Origin of the sequence: Rhodanobacter sp. MP1X3, from assembly GCF_014207165.1 — a bacterium.
Classification (GTDB): Bacteria; Pseudomonadota; Gammaproteobacteria; order Xanthomonadales; family Rhodanobacteraceae; genus Rhodanobacter.
Map to the genome: position 1 here is coordinate 521,654 of NZ_JACHCO010000001.1, position 18,931 is coordinate 540,584.

The following is an 18,931-nucleotide window of genomic DNA, read 5'->3' on the forward strand; positions in this document are numbered from 1 at the left end:
CTATCGCTGCCGCTGCCCTCGGTCTGCCCTCGTTTGTCGCACTCGCCGATATGGCGAATCCGCCGCCGATACCCGCGCCGCAGAACGTGGCTTATGCGGGCACGATGAAAATCGATGTGGATGCCACCGACATCGCGCATCGCATCTTCCGCGTGCATGAAACCATTCCGGTGGCGGCCGGTCCGCTGACCTTGCTGTATCCGCAGTGGATTCCAGGCAACCACTCGCCGACCGGCCCGATCGACAAGATCGCCGGGCTGGTGGTGAAGGCGAACGGCCAGACGCTGCCATGGACGCGCGACCAGTACAACGTCTACGCGTTCCACATCGATGTGCCGCAGGGTACGAGCGCGGTCGACGTGAGCTTCGAATACCTGACCCCGCAGAGCATGCGCGAGGGTCGTGTGGTGATGACGCCGGAAATGCTCGACGCGCAGTGGAGCGCCAGCACGCTGTATCCGGCCGGCTATTTCGCACGGCAGATCAACACCGAAGCCAGCCTCAAGCTGCCGACCGGCTGGCAGGCGGGTACCGCGCTTGAGGTCGCCTCCAAGGATGGCGACACGCTGCATTTCAAGCCGATCAACTACGATGATCTGGTCGATTCACCGGTGTTCGCAGGCAAGTACTTCAAGCGCGTCGACCTCGATCCGGGTGCCGCCACGCCGGTGCATGTCGATATCGTGGCCGACGAGGCCAAGTATCTGGAGATCAAGCCCGAGCAGCTGAAGGCGCATCTGGCGCTGGTGCAGCAGATGTACAAGCTGTATGGCGCGCATCACTACGACCACTACGACTTTCTGCTTTCGCTGAGCGACAAGATGGGCGGTGAAGGCCTTGAACATCACCGTTCCAGCGAGGACGGTGTCGGCACCGGCTACTTCACCGACTGGGATAAAACCTGGGGCGAACGCGATCTGCTCTCGCACGAGTTCAACCATTCGTGGGACGGCAAGTACCGTCGCGGCGCCGATCTGGCTACGCCGAATTTCAACGTACCGATGGGTGACAGCCTGCTCTGGGTCTATGAGGGCCAGACCGAGTTCTGGGGCCAGATCATGGCGACGCGCTCCGGCCTGTGGACCATGGACCAGGGCCAAGACATGCTCGCCTACATGGCGGCCACGTACGACAAGGGCCGCCCGGGCCTGACCAGCTGGCGCAACGTGCAAGACACCACCAACGACCCGACCATGTCGATGCGCGCGCCGCTGCCGTACCGCAACTACCAGGGCAGCGAGGACTACTACGTGGCCGGCGAGATGATCTGGCTTGACGTCGACGGCCAGCTGCGTGAGCTCACCGGTAACAAGCGCAGCATCGACGATTTCGCCAAGGCATTCTTCGGCATCAATCCCGGTGCCTGGGATGTCGATACCTACACCTTCGACGACGTGGTCAAGACGCTCAACGAGGTGGCGCCTTATGACTGGGCCAAGTATTTGCGCGATCGACTGGACGGCCACGGTTCGCTGACCGGCGGCCTCGCTTCGCATGGCTGGAAGCTGGTCTATACCGACAAGCCGTCCGCTGCGGTCAAGGCGATGGAGGAGCGTCGCCACTCCGCCGATCTGATGTATTCGCTCGGCCTTTCCGTGGGCAAGGGCGGCGACATCAGCGACGTGCTGTGGGACGGCCCGGCGTTCGCTGCTGGCATCTCTCCCGGAATGACCGTAATCGCCGTCAATAGTCATGACTACAATCCCGACGCGCTCAAGGATGCCGTCACCGCTTCCTTCAAGGACAAGAGCCAGTCGGTCGAACTGCTGGTAAAGAACATCGACGAGTACAAGACGGTGCGCATCGACTATCACGGTGGCCTGATGTACCCGCACCTGGAGCGCGACAGCGGCAAACCGGATCATCTGACTGAGTTGCTCAAGGCAAAAAAGTAAGGCGGATACGCCGAGGCCAGGTTGCTTCGGTGCCTACGCTGAGTCGCGAATATTGCAGAGCCGTCGACGTCTGCTCTCAGGGATCGGGAGCAGACGATAATTCAGCAATACCTGTGAAACCGCTTTAAAAATTAGGGGTGCGCGGTTAGCCGCAGACATCGAGTGCCCGCTCGTTATCCCAGCAGGCCGATGCGTTGCCGGCCATCCAACCCCATCGGCAACTCGGCTATACTGCGTCCCCGCGGCACGGGCCTTCAAGACCACTGTCGCGCCGGTCACCAATGCGCTCGTAGCTCAGCTGGATAGAGTACCGCCCTCCGAAGGCGGTGGTCGTGGGTTCGAATCCCGCCGAGCGCACCATTTTCCCCAATGTTTCCTCCTTTGCGTTTAATCATGAGTGGCCGCGCCACTCCGGTGTTCTTTTGCTCATAGTGCTCGAATCAGTCGTTCAGGATTTCGACTCTTGAAGAGAACAACTTAACCATACGCTGTCTCGCCATATGCACCGCAACGCCCCATCGCTTCGCGATCGTATCGGGCATCTTCTTGCCGGTCCGTGGCTTGCAACCCAAGACTCATGAGAGCTGCGAGGGTGAGCGGTTTGAGACGTGAAACTTGCTGATCGCAATGCACGGCCCTCGGCTTCTTCTGATGTAATACGAGAGCTTGAGCGAGCGCGCGCCATCGGTGGCCATTCGCTCACACGCGCCATCGATCACCTTCATCTCACTCGCGGGTTGCCGCAGATCATCCGCACGTACTATGGCAAACAGTTTGTGGCAGTCCGGTAATGCGATATTCCGAATCAAGCAGGCAGATCGGGACATTCAATCATGTCAGGAGGCGTTATGAGCAGCAGAATTCTTGTGATGATTTGCCTTGGTGTATTGATCGCGGGTGCAGCGCAAGCTGCTGACCCGGCGAGCACCAAGCCACAATATGGAAATTGGGGCTTCGACAAGGCCGGTGCCGACATGACGATCAAGCCCGGCGACAATTTTTTCCGCTATGCCAACGGCACCTGGCTGGACCGCACACCGATTCCGGCCGACAAACCTGCCGTCAGCCTGCGCCTGGCCATGACCGATCTTACCGAGCAGCGTCTGCACGCGATCATGGACTCGGCGACAGCACACGCAACGGACCAAACGACCACGTTGCAGGGCAAGGTTGGCGCGTTCTACCAGTCGTTCATGGATGACGCGCATATCGAGGCGCTGGGCGCCAAGCCGATCGCGCCGGAGCTCGATGCCGTGCGCCATGCGACCACGCGCGATGCGCTGGCTGCACTGATGGGCCGCACCAACACCGACTTCGACGGCTCGCTGTTCAACGTCGGCATCGATGTCGACCTGAAGGATCCGAAGCGCTACGCGGTCTACCTCGGTCAGGGCGGCCTCGGTCTGCCCGATCGCGACTACTACCTCAAACCCGCGTTTGCGAAACAGAAGGCTGCCTACCATGCCTATGTCGCCACCTTGTTGACGCTGTCCGGTTGGAGCCATTCCGATGCGGCCGCGAAAGACGTGGTCGCGTTCGAGACGTCGATCGCCCAGGCAAGCTGGAGCAAGGTTGAGCAGCGCGATCCGGTGGCGACCTACAACCCAATGAGCGTCACCGAGCTGCAGCAGCTCGCGCCTGGCTTTGCGTGGTCTGCGTTCCTGAAAGCGCAGCGGCTGGGTGATCTGCAGCGCATCGTGATCGGCGAGAAAACCGCATTCCCGAAACTCGCCGCGTTATATGCGCAGACGCCGGTGGCGACGATCCAGGCATGGCAGGCGGCACGCATCGCTGACAATGCCGCGTTCTACCTGTCCCAGCCGTTCCAGAACGCGTATTTCGACATGCACGACAAGACGCTATCCGGCCAGCAAGTGCAGGCAGTGCGCTGGAAGCGTGGCGTGCATGCCGTCTCGGGCGGCGACTGCGGCGTCGGCGAACGGCTGGACTGCTTCGGCAACCTGAGCTGGGCCGTCGGCCAGCTGTATACGGACAAGTATTTTCCGCCTGCCTCCAAGGCGAAGATCGAGCAACTGGTGGCCAACCTCAAGACCGCCTACCACGCGCGCATCGAGAAACTCGACTGGATGAGCCCGCCAACGAAGCAGGAGGCACTGCGCAAGCTGGACACCTACACGATCAAGGTCGGTTATCCCGATCACCAGCGTGACTATTCGCAGGTCGTGGTACACAACGATGACCTGATCGGCAACGTGACGCGTGCGGCCAGCGCGGACTGGGCGTTCTATGTGGATCGCCTCAACGGCCCGGTGGATCGCAGCGACTGGTCGATGACACCGCAAACCAACGATGCCTATAACGGTTCGCTGCGCGACATCGTGTTCCCGGCCGGCATCCTGCAGCCGCCGATCTTCGATCCGAACGCCGACCCGGCGATCAACTACGGCGCGATCGGTGCCGTGATCGGGCACGAACTCACTCACGGTTTCGACGATGAAGGTCGCAAGATCGATGCCGACGGCGCACTGCGTGACTGGTGGACGGCTGCCGACGCGAAGGCGTTCGAGGCACGCGCAAAGAAACTCGGTGCGCAATATTCCGCGTTCGAGCCGTTGCCCGGCGTGCACATCAACGGCGACCTGACCATGGGCGAGAACATCGCCGATCTGGGTGGACTCACCCTGGCGCTGGACGCTTATCACACCTCTCTGCATGGCAAGCCTGTGCCGGTGATCGACGGCATGACTGGCGATCAGCGCGTCTTTATCGGCTGGGCGCAGGCATGGCGCGGCAAGCTGACCGACGATGCGATCCGTCGCCAGGTCACCAGCGATCCGCACTCGCCGCGCGCGTTCCGCGTCAACGGCGTGGTGCACAACATCGATGCGTGGTACGACGCTTACGGGGTCAAGCCAGGCGACAAGCTCTATGTCGCACCGGCAGATCGGGTACGAATCTGGTGAGGCCACGCTGACGGACCTTTGCAGATGGGGCTTCGTTCCCCTTTGCGCAGATTGTTCAGGAGACGATCGGTGAAGTGGGGTTCCGAGTCAGGAGACGCACTGGTCCTGGAACACGCTCGTGATCGGCACTCGACCGATCACGAGCGTGAATTTCATCCTACTGCACGCAGACGTCCTGTGCCGTTGGTCCACGCCCATTGGCAAGATTGTTGTTGGTGACTATCAGAACCTTCAATACGCGAGTAAGCGATTCCGTATCCACGGCATCGCCCTCCTTTGGAGGCCACGGCTTGCTTGAGTTGGGCGGCACCGATCCATTGCATTCGAAAGGACTCACTGTTGCCGAAGCTCTTGTATCCGCGGATGCGTTGTTGACGGGTGCGAGGTAATAGGAAAGCACGTTGATACGCAAAAGTACCGCGCGTAACTCCGCCTGGATTTGTGCAGGCGTCGCTGGCGGTAAAGGTTTAGGCTGTGCTTCGTCCGCTTGTGCCAAGCCGAGCGTGCATAGCAGACCGATCAGCACCAGGGGGCGGATTCGTTGCAAAATCGTCGATTTCATGATGTTCTCCTTGAATGAATCGTGCTTGCAAGATCAATGCACATGCCATTGACCGACGGTCAGGGCAGCGCCTCGGCAGAATAGGCTCATCGAATATCCGCCGCCATGGTGTAAAACGTATCTCGATCCATAAAGGGATCATCGGCCGGTATTTTTCTGAATAACGGGCGCGCCTTGAGGTGCCAAGTCAGCACTTCATCGGCACCCCTGGTTTCGCGCAACGCGCAGCCGATCAGATCGAACGTGTATGCGGACTCAGCCACCTGCCCGTTGTATCTAGAAAACTCGTGGTCGGCACTCGATCGATCGGTGCGCGCGCGAACCTCAATCCTACTGCGGGTGGCAGACGTCCATTATTGTGAGTTCACGGCCCTTGGCAGAATTGGTGTTGGTGACTTTCAGAGCGGTCAATACGCGAGCAAACGATTCCGCATCCATGGCATCTCCTATTTTTGGAGGCCAAGGTTTGTGCGAGTTGGGGTCCACCGGCCCATTGCATTCGAAAGTGCTCACGGTTATGGCGCCTTTGGAGTCAGCGGATGCGTCGTTAGTGGATGCGATGTAGTAGGAAAGTTCGTTGATACGCAAAAGTACCGCACGTAACTCAGCTTTGATCTGCGCCGGCGTCTTCTTCGGCAACTGATGAGCTATCTGTGCAGGTGTTTTCGTCTGCGCAGGTTGAGCTACCGGCGGTGTTTCACCTGCGCGCACCAGGTTGAGCGTGCATAGCAGGCCGAGCAGGATCAGAGGGCGGATTCGCTGTGAAGTCTTCGATTGCATGATGTTCCCCTTGAGTGGATCTTGCTTACAAGATCAGCGCACACATTGCTGACCGTTGGTCTGGGCAGTGCCCTGGCAGAATGGCCTCATCGAGCATCCGACGCCATAGCGAGTCGGCTGGAAACCTGTCGCTATACAACTGAGCTTGGCGTTTGAGGTTCTCGCCTGTGGCTGCGGCAGCCTTGGCACTGAATTGCGCCGCTATGGTGTAAAGCGTATTTCGATCCAGAAAAGGATGATCGGCCGGCAAATTTTTTTCGAATAGTGCGCGCGCCTTGAGATGCCAGGCCAGTGCGTCATTGGCGCGCCCGGTTTCGCGCAACGCACAGCCGATCAGTTCGAATACCTGTGCCAACTCGACCTCCTGGCCGGCTGCAACCTGCGACTGCTGCGCTGCCAACTCAAGCAGTTCACTGAGACCAGTCGCATAATCACCACTACGCAACCGCACTTCCGACAAATACCGGCGCGCACGCAACACTTCCATGGCATTGGCCGAATAGCCCGCTATCTGCAAGCCTTTGATGACATCCTGCATTTGTATAGTGGCGTCGTCGTACTTGCCCATCATCGCGAACGCTCTTGCTTCCGTCTGGCGTGCAAACAAGTGTTCGGAATCATGTGCCGATGTGCCGTCCAGGCGTATTGCCGCGGCCGCGGCATCACTCGCAGCGACCGGCTCGCCGAGTCCCAGCCGGGCAGTCGCCAACAGCCGCCATAGAAAACCTTGTTGGCCGTGTGTCTGATCGACCTGTTCGTGGATCTGGTTCAACAAGCTTTCAAAGCGACTGGCAGCCGCGGCATAGTTGCCCAGATCAAGGCTGAGTATTCCTCGGTTGCGTTCCAACACGATGCGATCGGCCTGCCGCAGCGTGGTCTGCTGACTCAGCGCCAGCGCGCGATTCAACGCCTCGACAGCCTCGGTGAGATGTCCCACGTTGCGTGCTACTACCGCAAAATCCATCAATGCGACCACTGTCTCCGGGGACTTCGGTCCCGAGCCGATTTCGCTGTTGTCTACGCCTTGGCGCATTTGATCGAGCGCTGCCGTCGCGTTTCCCCGGCGCAGGTCAAGCGTACTCAGCACCGTATTGGCATAGTAGCGAGCCTTGGCGCATTCAGTCCCACGATCGCAGGCGCTGAGCGCCGCCTGGGCAAGCGCCGCGGCACGGGCGGGATCATCATGGATGATTGCGAACGCAACCCAGCTTCGCGTCCGGTTCAATGCCGGGTCATTCGCCGGGGCGGTGGCCTCAAGCAGGCCGAGCGCTTCAGTGAGTACTTGTGCCGACTCCTCGGAATTTCCCAATCGGTTGTACATGTGCCCGAGTTCGGAGAGCAGTTCGCCACGAAGGCGGGCCTGATCCTTGAATTCCACACGCGCGCGTTTGACAGCGCCATCGACCATTTGGCGGCCGGTGGGCGCGGCGTCAGGATGCTTTTCGTCCGGCTCGGCGTCACTGATGAGTGCGTACATGAAATCCCGTACGGTATCGCCGCGTACGCGTTGCGCCACACTCTCTACATGCTGTTGCCATGCGGCCGTTGCAAACCCCGCGGCAATGGCCAAGCCGATGGTCGCGGCGATACAGGCGGCGCGATTGCGCCGCATGAACAGGCGCGAGATATGCGCGAGCGACGGTGGCCGCGCGCTGATCGGACGGCTGACAAGATAGGCCTGGATATCGTCGGCGAAGCGCTCGACCGAGCCATACCGTTCCACACTGGTCTTGCGCAAGGCTTTGCCGATAATGGTTTCGAGATCGCCCTTGAGTGCTGCGCGAAGGCGCCCGGCGTCGGGCAGGTTGCGCGACTGCGCGGCCGCAAGATCGATGGTTGCCCGCCCGGCGCGCCCTGGCTCGACATGCAGGACTGCATGTACCCAGTTCGCCAACGACGCCGACTCCGACAGGAAAGGCGTGGCACCGGTAAGCAATTCGAACAGAATGACGCCGAGTGCGTAAACGTCGGTTGCCGTCGAGATCTGTCCGTTGTTCAGTTGCTCGGGGGCGGCATAGCGCGGCGTCATCACACTGTCGCCATCGCGCGTCAACGCGGTGGACTCCATCTGCAGCGCCGGATCGCCAAGCAACTTGGCAATCCCGAAATCGAGCAATTTAACCTGGCCGCTGGCATCGACCAGAATATTCGAGGGCTTCAGGTCGCGATGCACAATCAGGTGCCGATGGGCATAGTTGACCGCGTCCAGCACCTGCAGAAACAACATCAAGCGTTCGCGGATACCCAAGTGTCGGATGTCGCAGGCTTCGGTAATGGAAACCCCATCGATGAATTCCAGCACGATGAAGGGTTGACCTGTCGCCGAGACGCTGGCGTCGTAGATCTGGCCGATATGCGGATGACTCAGCGCGGCCAGTATGTCCCGCTCGCGCGTGAATCGTTCGACGGCAACGGCAGAGTTGAAAGTGAATAGCGGTATCTTCAGCGCCACCTGACGCTTCACCACACCATCGATCCGCTCGGCCAGCCAGACTGTCGACATGCCACCCCGGCCCAGCTCGCGTAACAGACGGTAGCCGCCCAGGCACATGCCGGCGTTGAGGCCGATCGTTGCTTCTGGCTGATGCTGCAAGGACGGCAGGTCAAAAGCCGCCGGAAGCTGCAACAGTAATGAATTATCCGTCGCTTCTGCTGCCTTCAGCAGTCGGAGAAGCCGTTCGTGCAGCGCCGGCTGCTCGGTGGCTAACTTGGCTAATTCAACGTCGCGTGTACTCGAGGGAGCATCGAGCAATCGATCCAGCCAGGTCATGGCCAGAGCGTCCAGAGACTCGGCTTGACCGGGTGAGTTCATCCAAGCGGCACCCCAAGCGCTTCATACAGGAAAGCTTTGCCGCGTTGCCAATCACGTTTGATCGTTGGCTCGGACAGCGACAGTGCGGCAGCAATCGCAGGCACTTCCATACCCATCACCGCGCGCATCTCCGCGACTTGCAACAAACGCGGTTCGACTTGGCCGAGCCGTTCGAATGCTTGATCGAGTAGCAGTATCTGCTCTGGCGTGCCGCTGCGATCGGCGACCTCGGCGCACAAGGTCAAGGGTAGCAATTCAGCCGAACGCTTCTGTGCGATTCGCTCGCGCGCCATATCGACCAGGAGCGATCGCATCGCGCGACTGGCATAGGCCAGGAATTGCTCCATGGTCTCGAAGCGAAGTCCGTTACGGCCCTGTAGATTCAGGTACAGCTCGTGCGCAAGTGTGCCAGTAGAGATGGGAGCCTTTTCCCGGGACAGCCGCGATCGAGCCAAGGCGAGCAGTTCGGCGTAGTGATCGCGAAACGAAGACTCGATGTTTTTGTTCAAGTTGCTACGCCCCCCGTGTTGCCTGGCAAGCCGCTCTTTTTGCAGTGTAGAACAAATTTTTCGGAGCCATGATCTCTGCTGGCACCGCATTCCGCTTAATAGGGTACGGACAGTACTAGTCGTGAACTATTTGTTCTCGTACAGGGTTGATGCTTCTGCGCTGCACGCGTTTTGCGCAATCAAGGGGAATGTCCGGACTGCATGCCGATCCGTAAGGGTCTGCAAGAGACATCTTTTGAATCTGCCGAACTTAAGGAGAATTCCATGCGAGCAACAACGCACGGCCGGCACGCGTCCGGTTCACTCTTGGGAGCACGATTGGCCTTGGTCATCGGATCCCTCGCCCTGGTAACCAGCCAATGCGCCGAGGCATCATTCCTCGACAGCCACGGTGATCTGATCGATGTGGTCAGTACACCACCGAACACAAACACGTCTCAGGTCACCGTATGGCGCATCGACCAGCCCAATATCGCACAGTTGGCAACCAACTACCCGCAGATCCAGTTCCAGCCGGGCGACAGATTCAAGGTACTGGCCGGGGGATGCGACCAGACCGGCGGCATGGGCGACACGTGGAAACGCTACGTCTATCCACAGGGGGACAACACCAACGTTCTCTACCACGGTTTGATCCTTGTCCCCGAGGCCTTGCCCGCTGCCCCCCATGATCCAGGTCTGGCCAAATCGCTCTATAACTTGTTTTCCCGGCTCGGCGACTTTGGCGTCGGTGATGGGCTGGGCGGCGGCGTGCCGGTGGAACACTATATTCCGGACCCGCTGCCGGACGGTCGCAACTTAAAGATAAACCCGCTTTACCTCAGCCTTGGGTTTGAGGACGATGGCTATAGCGATAATGGATATTATGCGCGCGACCCTGGCAACAACGATCAGTGCGTCAACGTTCCGCCGTCCTATGTGATTATCACCATCGGCCATCACGGCGCGATTCCCCCCGATCCGCGGCTTTATATAGGCATCAAGCCTGACGACTTCGAATGTCAGGCGGGCTGGGCTTTCGTCAACCAGGGCACGCCCGAGTTGAGCTATGCCACTTTTCAAACGGCCTTCCAGATCACCTGGGCCGGAAAATACCTTAATCCCTTCAATGAAATTCTTTATCAGAGCGGGAAAGGTCTCGCCTCAAGCGGCAATTGCGAGGGCATGGCTCTTTTGTCCGTGGCTGGAGAAGATCAATTCGTGGTCGGGGATATCAAGGAAAGCTTCTGGCACAACTACCGATACGCCTTATTCTCCCAGACGCCCGCAAATATCCAGTTCGATATCAACGTCGCCCACTGGCAGCAGTTATCTGGTTACTTCGTGCACAACTGGCTCGACAGCATCGAGAGCCACGCGTCGACCATTGTTTCCAATATCGAGCACGATCTCACCTCCAGCAAATACAACTACAACTACGGTTTGCTGACGCTCAAGCACGGTGGCGGAGGTCACGTGCTGGTACCTCTGGCGGTGACCCATTCGGGCGCCCATACCTACATCGAGGTTTACAACCCCAACACGCCCTGCACCAGCATTCCGAACACCGCCAACGCTCCGAAGGTCGACATCGTCGGCGACAACTGGAGCTATGACATGGGCAGCGACGGGGTCTGGACCGGCACAAACGACGGTCTCCTCGGGCTGGTCGACAACGGCATGGGGTATATCGCCTATCACGGCCCGGATGACGGTTGGACAGACCAGATCAGCAGCCTTTCGGGACTGTCGGAAGTGATCTTTGGAAGCGACGTGTCGGTTGACCAGGTCAGCGACAGCAAGGGCCGCAAACTCATCATCAACGGCAAGGTGGATGTTACGGATCAGGGGCTGGGCAGCGAGGTCGTGCTGTTGCCCAACTACGCCGCCGCGGAAACCCCGAAGCGTCCGCGTTCCGGTGATCCGAGCAAGGTGCTGAAGGTGGCCCCCGAGAAAGCGGGCAGTGCTGCCCAGCAGGCTCTGCTGGCGCAATTCGACAAGGACTATGCCCAGGATTACGAGAAATCCGGATTGGTGTATGTGGTCACGGACAAGAATCTGACCGACCTCACTTTCACGCTCTCCTCCAAGAAAACGGGAAAGCCGGTACGGGCGCTCATCAATCAAGGCGGGCAGTTCATCGAGGTCAAATCCGCGGAGGCTTCAGGCTCCGACCTCATTCATCCCAGTCTGACCGTGCACAGTCTCGCCGACCTCGCCAAGAGCGGAGTCACCTTGAACAGCTCCGATGCCAAAGTCTTGAAGGTGACTTTCACCCACGGCCTCTACGACGATCAGGCCAAGACCGAGACACTGCAGCAAAGCTCCGACATCACCATCAAGACGGCAGTCAAGGCGCAAGTCACCGGCAACGAGCTCGAGCTTTCCACCGCTGAAAAAACGCCTGCCGCAGCGACGGTGAGCAAACGAACCATCAGTGTGGATGCAAAAGTCACCCAGGCCCCGATTCGCCAATTGACCACAACGCCGATTCAGTAGCGATTCAATAGCCATTTAGGCGGCTGTATTGATTGGCACTGGCGACACTGAAACCTTACAAAATTCAGGAGATATCGATATGTCATCGTTAGCTGTTGTAAACCTTCCCGGTTCTGACAATCTTCAGCTCTTCGTTGGCGGTTATCCCAGCGGAAGCATCACGCTCTCGCAGACGGGTAGCGGCCCAGGCTCCTGGACTGCGGCGTCATTGTTCCCACTGTCGGGGACATCCGCCAGCGACTTCGATTGCATTGCGGCCTGCCAGAATGAGAACGGCGTTCCACAGGTCTGGGGACCGCCCACGGTGGGCACACACGGTTGGGTATACACGCGTTACAGGGCACTTGGCGGCACGACCTGGACTCAGCCGGCGTTGCTGTCCGCGACCCCTATTGGCAATGCGATGGCGGCAGGTTTGTCAGCGCCCGGCCGAGTTCAGCTATTTGCCAATCAGCCTGAGATCGGCGGTAGCAGCAATGATGCTGGCAAGCTCATCACCTGCTGGCAGTCGGTGCCGAACCAGCAGTCTTTCAATGCGTGGTCGACCATGGCCGGCGCGCCCACTCCGGGCAACGCAACCGGTGCAGTCGCGGTCCACAATCTGCCGGACAAGCGGCTACAGCTGTGGTGCTGCACATCATCCAATCAGCTGTTTACTTGCTGGAAAGAATCGACCAAGGAAAACGTTCCCTGGAGCACATGGACAGCGGCGTCACTGCAGCCCGGAAAGGTCTTGAGCGCAGCGGGAGGCGTGCGTGCTGACGGCCGGGTTGAAGTGTGGTGCCTGCTTGAAGGCGGTAGCCTGGTCACGTCGATACAGTCGTCATGGCCATCGGCGAGCGTGTCGTCCTGGGAGCCGGTTCCCCTGCCGGCGGGAGTTGGGCCGGTCTACGCCATTGCGGTCGGCAAGTTGAGCGATACGCGATTGCAGATTTTCATCCTCGCCGCCAATACGCGGGCCAACGACGCGGTTGATCTATACACCTGCTGGCAATCCAGTACTGCTGCATCGGCCGCTTGGTCAGCCTGGACGCAACTAGCTACCAGCATCTGAGCATATTTGCGTAGCCGCGAGAGCGGCTACGCAAATATGGTGTACTTGAATATCGCAAAACCCCTGGCGGCGTCTACCGCCAGGGGCATGGTTCAAGCGTTACGGTCCATTACGGTGCGTTGACGAATGCCTTCCATGCAGCAAGGAGGTTGGTGGCATTCACCGAACCCAGACCCGAAGCAAAGCTCCAGCCTTGCTGAGTGTCATAGGCTGCCGTCTTCGGCGTGTATTGCGTGGCGCTGGTCGAAGTCAGTCCTACCTGGACGGATCCGAACTCTCCCTCATAGTTCGAAATGGTCCCGTAGAAGTAGCAATCAGGGCTGACCAGTGCAGGAAGCTGTTGGATGCACTGGGTGGAGTTCCCGCTGCTCGTCACATTGTGGAATACGCATTTCGCGGTTCCCTTGGTGCCGTTATCGGCACTGCATGCCTCCAGACTGGCCGGCGCACCACCCGTGGCCCCACCGTATTCCTCGGCTGCCAGCGCATACAGCGTAGGTGCTGCGTTGCCCTGGTCAGCAGGCAGGCCGCGAGCGGCCAGTCCTTGATCGATCAACGCCTGGATGCCGGCGAACATCGGCGAGGACAATGAGGTGCCACCGCTGAGCTCAACCGGTGCGGTAAATCCCGATACGCAGGGATAGGCTGCGGTGCAGGTGATTACATAGGTGTAGCCACCATAGGAGCCGGCATACAAGGCCACATCCGGGACGTCGCGCGACTGATCCTTCGCCGCATTGTGGATCTGTCGCTGCCATGCCGGCTTGCGATCAATCGAGGAGGGACCGCCGCTGCCGGCCTCGGACGTAATGTAGTAACCGTACGGGTCGTACTTGAGATACTGCTTGCAGAAGGCGAGCGCGCTGGCGAGGCCTACGGACTTGGCCGCCACCGAGTTGCCGCAGGACTGGTTCCACGGGATCTCCGGCACATACGAAAGTGCCGATCCGTACACCGGGTTTGTCGTCTTGCTGAAGTACTTGCTGGTGGTGCCTTCCAGAACGTCCGCGGTATCCGTGCCACCGACAACCGTGTCGTTGGGCGATGTGCCGAACGCATTGGCGTCGATGCCTGCGCCGGAAATTACTCCACCGTTGAAGCTCGGATTGGAGCCCGAGTCGCCGCTGGAGACGAACACCGAAATGCCTTCGGCATCGGCTTGCGCCCACATCAGATCGATCGCTGTCTTGCTGGCAGTATCGGTAAAGCCCTCGCCATAGCCGTAACTGGCACTGATCACGTCTGGGCGAGTGGTACCGTTGATCAGATTCGTCGCTGCGGTGAATACGCCGCCGAAGAAGTTGCTGCTGTTGGAATCATCGCAACTGGCGACCTGGATATGCGCGCCCGGCGCCATCGCGGTGGACCACTCCGCATCGAGCAGAGTTTCGCCGTCATCCTCGCCGGGAACGGCAATTGTCGGATCGATGCAATTGGTAAAGCCGGTTGCTTGTGGCTGGATCTGCGTGAACGTGCCGCCGTAGCTGCCGAGATTGAATTGACTGACGAAATTGGTCCAGTCCGCAGGCACCATGGAGCTGTCTTCAACCACTGCGATGGTGATGCCGGTACCGGTCACGCCATTGGCATGCAGTTGATCGACACCATACATCTTGGCGAGGTCATAAGGCACCAGGCCGCGCGCGCCATTGGTAAACGAGACCGCCTCGGGGTTCGTGGCCGAGGTTGCAGCAGCAGTGGCCGGTTGCCTGACCTTGAACTTCTGCGTGGCGGTGCTGAACTGCGCCACCTTAGGGGCGATATGCATGGCCTGCGGATGCAGGTCATTAAGGCCGGCGATACCGACGACCACGTCCTGCAGAGCCGTGGGGATGCTGATGTCGCTGGCATTTGCGATGTGGCTGGTCTTGTTGATCGTGTAATGGCTTTCCTGCGTGCGGAACGCGTTCTTTACCAGGCCTGCCGTGCCGCTGAAGTCGATCTGCATCTGGTTCGGGTATACACCGTTGACGGTGAAGCCCTGTGATACCAGCCATGACTTCGCTGCGGCGATGTCGGCATCGGCGACGCCGAACGTCTTGCCGTATTGCTGCGGCGTCAGCCAGCGGTGGAATTTGGCTGACTTGGGATCGTGCTGGGCAGCGATCAATGAATCCAGTGCCGCTTCACGCAGCGCACTGCGCTTGAGCACGAGTTGCATGTGGTTCATGGGGGTCGAGTCGGCCACATTCCCTGCTGGCGTCGACTTGGCAACAAGCGTCAGATGGCTTTGTTGAATCGTCGACACGATCCTGTTGTCGATCGTCTTCGTTACTCGCGGCATTTCGGCCGTATAGATGTCCGCAGTCACTGCGTCTTGCGGAGTTGCCGTTTGTGCCGGTGCGATCGTAGGTAGGGTTGTTAGAGCTGCAGCGATCGAAGCGCACAGTAACAGGTGCCTGTTATTCATGACTGTTTCCTTGAAATGATTTAATTGCAAATAAACGAGGCCCCCCTGTCGTGGAATTTGCAAAACGATATGGTCACTCTGGCATCTGTTGAACCTCCTTTGATTACCGTGATTGAACATCGAGATCGCCGATGACGTCGGCGACGAAGGGAGCGTGGAGGTGGTTGCCGGTTGCCTGCAGAAACAACGAAGTCGCCGCCTGGATGCTGCGTTCGCTGTTGAAGTGAACGCAGTGTCGACCTGCCAGGCCGCCAGTGCTTACCAGTCGAGCTTCTGGCTGTAACGCACGTAGACGAAACGTCCGTAGTCGTACGATGCGCTGTACGCATACAAGCTATCCGTACCCGAGCCGTTGTACATGTATGGCCCCAGACGATTGAAGATATTGTTTGCGCCCACCGAGATCGTGGCGTGCCACGGTGCATTCCAGTACACCTGCAGATCGTTGAAGGTCACCGAGGGCACCTGCGTCAGCGGTGTCACGCCGGTTCCCGCCGCATAGTAGTTGGGCAGTGTGCAGGGGTAGGCGCTGTAGGAGGGGTTATAGCAAGTCGCCTTTTGCGGCGAGAAATAGCGGAGGTTCCACGACGCGCCGAAGTCGCCATACGTCCAGCCGATGGTGAAATTGGAGCGCACCCGCCAATTGCCTGCGGTGCCGGCATCGTAACTCACCGGCACCCCGGGATACTGCAGAGTGTTGAACTTCGACAAATAGGTAGAGCTGGAGGTCAGCTTGAACTCCCCGAAGGACAGTTTGGGCAAGGCATAGGAAAGCGTTACGTCATAACCGCTGGTCTCCAGGTAACCCTGGTTCTCTTCGCCGGAGAACAAACTGCTTACCTGATAGTTGTTTGCCGCGTTGCGCTGGAACAGGTTGCAATCGGCGACGATGCCTAGCTGATAACAGTTATCCAGCACCTCGTTCGGGCTGATCGACGAAATAACATTGCGCACCTTGTAATTGAACCAGTCCACGGTCGCGTTGAAGCCGGTCAGGTAGCTCGGGCTGTAGACGAAGCCGATCTGCGCGCTGTCCGAGGTTTCGGGCTTCAGGTTGGGATTTCCGCCCAGAGTAAACGGCCCGTACACCGGCGAGCCACCCGGAGCAGTCACCGGAATGCCCGGTGATTGCTCCTGCATGAATCCGTTTGAAAACTCGCCGCCCAGGCCGGCAGCATTCAGTGCCGCCTGACTCAAGGCCGGCTGCCCGCCAATGCCGTTGCTGCAGTTTTTCGCCACGGCGGCGTTGTACTTGGCCAGGCCGAAAGTAGCGTCGCAGGGATCGTCATAGGCGGGATAGGTGGTCGAGACACCACCGTAGAGATCGCCTACTGTCGGAGCGCGGAACCCGGTGCCATAGCTGGCGCGGAACAGCAGGTCGTCAAACGGCTTCCAGGCCAGCTTGAACGAGTTGTTGCGGGTGCTGCCGAAGTTGCTGTAATGGGAAAAGCGCCTTGCCACGTCCAGGCTCAGCGCCTGCGCGAATGGCAGATCCTTGAGCAACGGCACGTTGACCTCGGCATAGGCTTCGTTGACGCCGTAAGAACCCTGCGTAGGCTGTCCGGCGAGATTGGTCGTCAAGCCCTGTACATCGACGGGATCGGGGTTGTCGTAACCGCTCTCGGTACGATGCGAGGCGCCGACCGCAAAGGTCAGGTCGCCGCCGGGCAGCTTGTAGAGGTCGCCGCTGAGGTCGACCTGCGGACCTTTCTCCTGGCTGCCGTAATGGTCGTCGGTATCAGCCTCGAGATACTTGAACATCGCCGGCGTGATGCCACCGGGGCCGGCCAGCACGTTCAACGGCACGCAGCCGGCAATCACCTTACCCGGCGCGCCGCAGACCACATTGCCGCTGGCATTCATGAACGACGGACCGAGGGCATTCTGCAGGTTTGCCAACCACAGATTGCCTGTAGCGTAGATATTGCCCTCGAATTTGGTGTCGTAGTAGCTGGCGTCCCAGTTGAACAGATGGTCGCCGATAGCGAAGTTGCCTTCCAGTCCAAAACTGTAGCGATAGTTCTTGACCTTGTTGATGGTATAGCGCGGCAACTCGACCAGAGCTCGCTGATAGTCGATGTCCTGGGGCGTCTGCCCGGGAGCGTTGTAAGGGTTGTAGTAGCTGTTCTGCGAAAGCGCGTAGTCACCATTGTAGGTCGACAACGGATACCCACCCAGCAAGGCGGTATTGCCCTGCTCGTTGTAGTCCAGGTTGAAGTTGGCGGTGAGGTTGTTGAGCAGGTCGTAATGCCCCTGAAGAAACAGGTTCTTCATATTGGTGGCACTCTGCAGGTTGCTCAGCGATTGCAGGTTGTAGGTGTCGCCCGGATTGGTAACGTTGCCATTGGGGCCTGAGGTCGGCAGCACCTGCGTATGGTAGTCGTTGATGTTCAGTGGATTGCCACCGGCATTGAGGATCAGCGGGGACCCCGATGCCGTGTTGAGGATCTGTCCGTACGGACCAACAGTCGCCCAGCCGCTGAGCGGATGCAGGTTGGTCAACGGATAGGCACTGAACGGGCGACTGTCGCCGTTGAGGGCGTCTTGATTCTGGTATTGCGCGGAGAACAGGATCGAACCGCGCTGGCTGGTCTTGCCGAAGGTCATGCCGTATTGCTCTTGGTCACCGTCGTGGTGGGGCATGTACTGGCCGTCGTAACTGTCGAACTGGATGCCGTCGAAATTTTTCTTGGTGATGATATTGACTACGCCAGCGATAGCGTCCGAACCGTAGATCGCTGAAGCGCCGTCGGCCAGCACATCGATATGGTCGATGATCGAGCTCGGAATGGTATCCAGATTGGTAAAACCGTCGTAGGACGTACCCCAGCGCTTGCCATCCACCAGGATCAGCGTGCGCACCGCGCTCAAGCCGCGCAGATTGATGAAGGTGCCGCCCGCATCCACGCCGGCATCCAAAGGATCGGATTTGCTGATGTCAGGTACATTGGCCGCCGTGAGGTTCTGCAGGAACTGGCCGACCGTGGCGAAACCCTGGCGCTGGATGTCCTGTGCCGTGATGGTGACCACCGGCTGTGCCATTTCCACATCCACGCTGCGGATCAACGAGCCGGTGACTTGCACGGCCTGCAGGTTCTTGGTCTGCAGCGGGCTGCTTGGGGTCGAAGCCTGTGGCGCGACGGCGGCCGTGCCAGCTGGAATGGCCGCGGGCTGAACGCTCAGGGTTCCATTGCTTTTTATCGAGGGCTCAAGCCCCGTCCCCACGAGCGCTTCATGCAACGCTTGCTCGCGCGTAAAGACGCCCTGTACCCCGCGCGAACTCTTGTTGGCGACAAGCTGGGGATCAAAGACGATCGCAGCACCGGATGCTTGCGCGAGCTTCACCAGCACATCGGCCAGCGGCCCCGCAGCCACGTTGTAGCTTTGTTGGACTTGAGCCGTCGAGTCCGATTGTGCATACACGGACATCGCCGGCAGCATGGCCCCCATGATCGCGAGTACCAGTAACGGTCTCGCCGCCGGAAAAGGTTTTCCCTTCATAGCCCC

At 59.3% G+C, this 18,931-nt stretch carries 12 protein-coding genes and 1 tRNA gene; 6 read left to right on the plus strand and 7 right to left on the minus strand.

All coding sequences use genetic code 11. The features are described 5' to 3' along the window. The first annotated feature begins 50 nt into the window (after positions 1 to 50). From HDE79_RS02095 to HDE79_RS02105, 3 genes are all read left to right on the plus strand, one after another. A complete protein-coding gene (locus HDE79_RS02095) occupies positions 51 to 1,895 on the plus strand; it encodes a M61 family metallopeptidase (protein ID WP_184601069.1) in 1,845 nt (614 codons plus the stop codon). A gap of 283 nt (positions 1,896 to 2,178) precedes the next feature. Next, positions 2,179 to 2,255, plus strand: a tRNA-Arg gene (locus HDE79_RS02100). Positions 2,256 to 2,743: 488 nt separating this feature from the next. Continuing rightward, positions 2,744 to 4,819, plus strand: a complete 2,076-nt coding sequence (locus HDE79_RS02105; RefSeq protein WP_184600262.1) for a M13 family metallopeptidase — start codon at positions 2,744 to 2,746, stop codon at positions 4,817 to 4,819. Between the two features lie 157 nt (positions 4,820 to 4,976). Here the strand turns inward: HDE79_RS02105 and HDE79_RS02110 are convergent, their stop codons facing one another. The 5 genes from HDE79_RS02110 to HDE79_RS02130 all read right to left on the minus strand — a co-directional run bounded on the left by HDE79_RS02110 (position 4,977) and on the right by HDE79_RS02130 (position 9,482). Then, the gene (locus HDE79_RS02110; RefSeq protein ID WP_184600263.1) at positions 4,977 to 5,381 is read right to left on the minus strand and encodes a hypothetical protein; all 405 of its coding nucleotides are present in this window, start codon (positions 5,379 to 5,381) and stop codon (positions 4,977 to 4,979) included. An 86-nt stretch (positions 5,382 to 5,467) separates the two neighbouring features. Continuing rightward, positions 5,468 to 5,644: a hypothetical protein gene (locus tag HDE79_RS02115; RefSeq protein ID WP_184600264.1), complete on the minus strand. Its 177-nt coding sequence runs from the start codon at positions 5,642 to 5,644 to the stop codon at positions 5,468 to 5,470. Between the two features lie 67 nt (positions 5,645 to 5,711). Further along, positions 5,712 to 6,161 carry a hypothetical protein gene (locus HDE79_RS02120; protein ID WP_184600265.1) on the minus strand — a complete coding sequence of 150 codons (450 nt, stop codon included), beginning with the start codon at positions 6,159 to 6,161 and terminating at the stop codon, positions 5,712 to 5,714. A 25-nt stretch (positions 6,162 to 6,186) separates the two neighbouring features. Continuing rightward, on the minus strand, positions 6,187 to 8,973 hold the full coding sequence (locus HDE79_RS02125) for a serine/threonine-protein kinase (RefSeq protein WP_184600266.1): 2,787 nt from the start codon (positions 8,971 to 8,973) through the stop codon (positions 6,187 to 6,189). Beyond that, positions 8,970 to 9,482 (minus strand): ECF-type sigma factor, encoded by a 513-nt coding sequence (locus HDE79_RS02130; RefSeq protein ID WP_184600267.1) that lies wholly within the window; start codon positions 9,480 to 9,482, stop codon positions 8,970 to 8,972. The genes HDE79_RS02125 and HDE79_RS02130 overlap by 4 nt, the downstream gene beginning before the upstream one ends. 264 nt (positions 9,483 to 9,746) lie before the next feature. On the opposite strand from HDE79_RS02130, the gene HDE79_RS02135 reads away from it, so the two are divergent. Both HDE79_RS02135 and HDE79_RS02140 read left to right on the plus strand, forming a co-directional pair. Then, the gene (locus HDE79_RS02135) at positions 9,747 to 11,960 is read left to right on the plus strand and encodes a hypothetical protein (RefSeq protein ID WP_184600268.1); all 2,214 of its coding nucleotides are present in this window, start codon (positions 9,747 to 9,749) and stop codon (positions 11,958 to 11,960) included. Positions 11,961 to 12,039: 79 nt separating this feature from the next. Further along, positions 12,040 to 13,014, plus strand: a complete 975-nt coding sequence (locus HDE79_RS02140) for a hypothetical protein (protein WP_184600269.1) — start codon at positions 12,040 to 12,042, stop codon at positions 13,012 to 13,014. 109 nt (positions 13,015 to 13,123) lie between these two features. Here the strand turns inward: HDE79_RS02140 and HDE79_RS02145 are convergent, their stop codons facing one another. Further along, positions 13,124 to 15,424, minus strand: coding sequence for a protease pro-enzyme activation domain-containing protein (locus HDE79_RS02145; RefSeq protein ID WP_184600270.1), 2,301 nt, complete (start codon positions 15,422 to 15,424; stop codon positions 13,124 to 13,126). Between the two features lie 112 nt (positions 15,425 to 15,536). Between HDE79_RS02145 and HDE79_RS02150 the strand changes: the two genes are divergently transcribed. Then, positions 15,537 to 15,707 carry a hypothetical protein gene (locus tag HDE79_RS02150; RefSeq protein WP_184600271.1) on the plus strand — a complete coding sequence of 57 codons (171 nt, stop codon included), beginning with the start codon at positions 15,537 to 15,539 and terminating at the stop codon, positions 15,705 to 15,707. Here HDE79_RS02150 and HDE79_RS02155 read toward each other — a convergent pair. After that, positions 15,683 to 18,925 carry a TonB-dependent receptor gene (locus HDE79_RS02155; protein WP_184600272.1) on the minus strand — a complete coding sequence of 1,081 codons (3,243 nt, stop codon included), beginning with the start codon at positions 18,923 to 18,925 and terminating at the stop codon, positions 15,683 to 15,685. The genes HDE79_RS02150 and HDE79_RS02155 overlap by 25 nt on opposite strands. Positions 18,926 to 18,931 lie beyond the last annotated feature (6 nt).

Excerpts from the sequence above, each read along its gene's own strand:
- HDE79_RS02095 (WP_184601069.1), top strand. The coding sequence starts at position 51 with ATGGCGAATCCGCCGCCGATACCCGCGCCGCAGAACGTGGCTTATGCG.
- HDE79_RS02105 (WP_184600262.1), top strand. The coding sequence starts at position 2,744 with ATGAGCAGCAGAATTCTTGTGATGATTTGCCTTGGTGTATTGATCGCG.
- HDE79_RS02110 (WP_184600263.1), bottom strand. The coding sequence starts at position 5,381 with ATGAAATCGACGATTTTGCAACGAATCCGCCCCCTGGTGCTGATCGGT.
- HDE79_RS02120 (WP_184600265.1), bottom strand. The coding sequence starts at position 6,161 with ATGCAATCGAAGACTTCACAGCGAATCCGCCCTCTGATCCTGCTCGGC.
- HDE79_RS02125 (WP_184600266.1), bottom strand. The coding sequence starts at position 8,973 with ATGAACTCACCCGGTCAAGCCGAGTCTCTGGACGCTCTGGCCATGACC.
- HDE79_RS02135 (WP_184600268.1), top strand. The coding sequence starts at position 9,747 with ATGCGAGCAACAACGCACGGCCGGCACGCGTCCGGTTCACTCTTGGGA.
- HDE79_RS02140 (WP_184600269.1), top strand. The coding sequence starts at position 12,040 with ATGTCATCGTTAGCTGTTGTAAACCTTCCCGGTTCTGACAATCTTCAG.
- HDE79_RS02145 (WP_184600270.1), bottom strand. The coding sequence starts at position 15,424 with ATGAATAACAGGCACCTGTTACTGTGCGCTTCGATCGCTGCAGCTCTA.
- HDE79_RS02155 (WP_184600272.1), bottom strand. The coding sequence starts at position 18,925 with ATGAAGGGAAAACCTTTTCCGGCGGCGAGACCGTTACTGGTACTCGCG.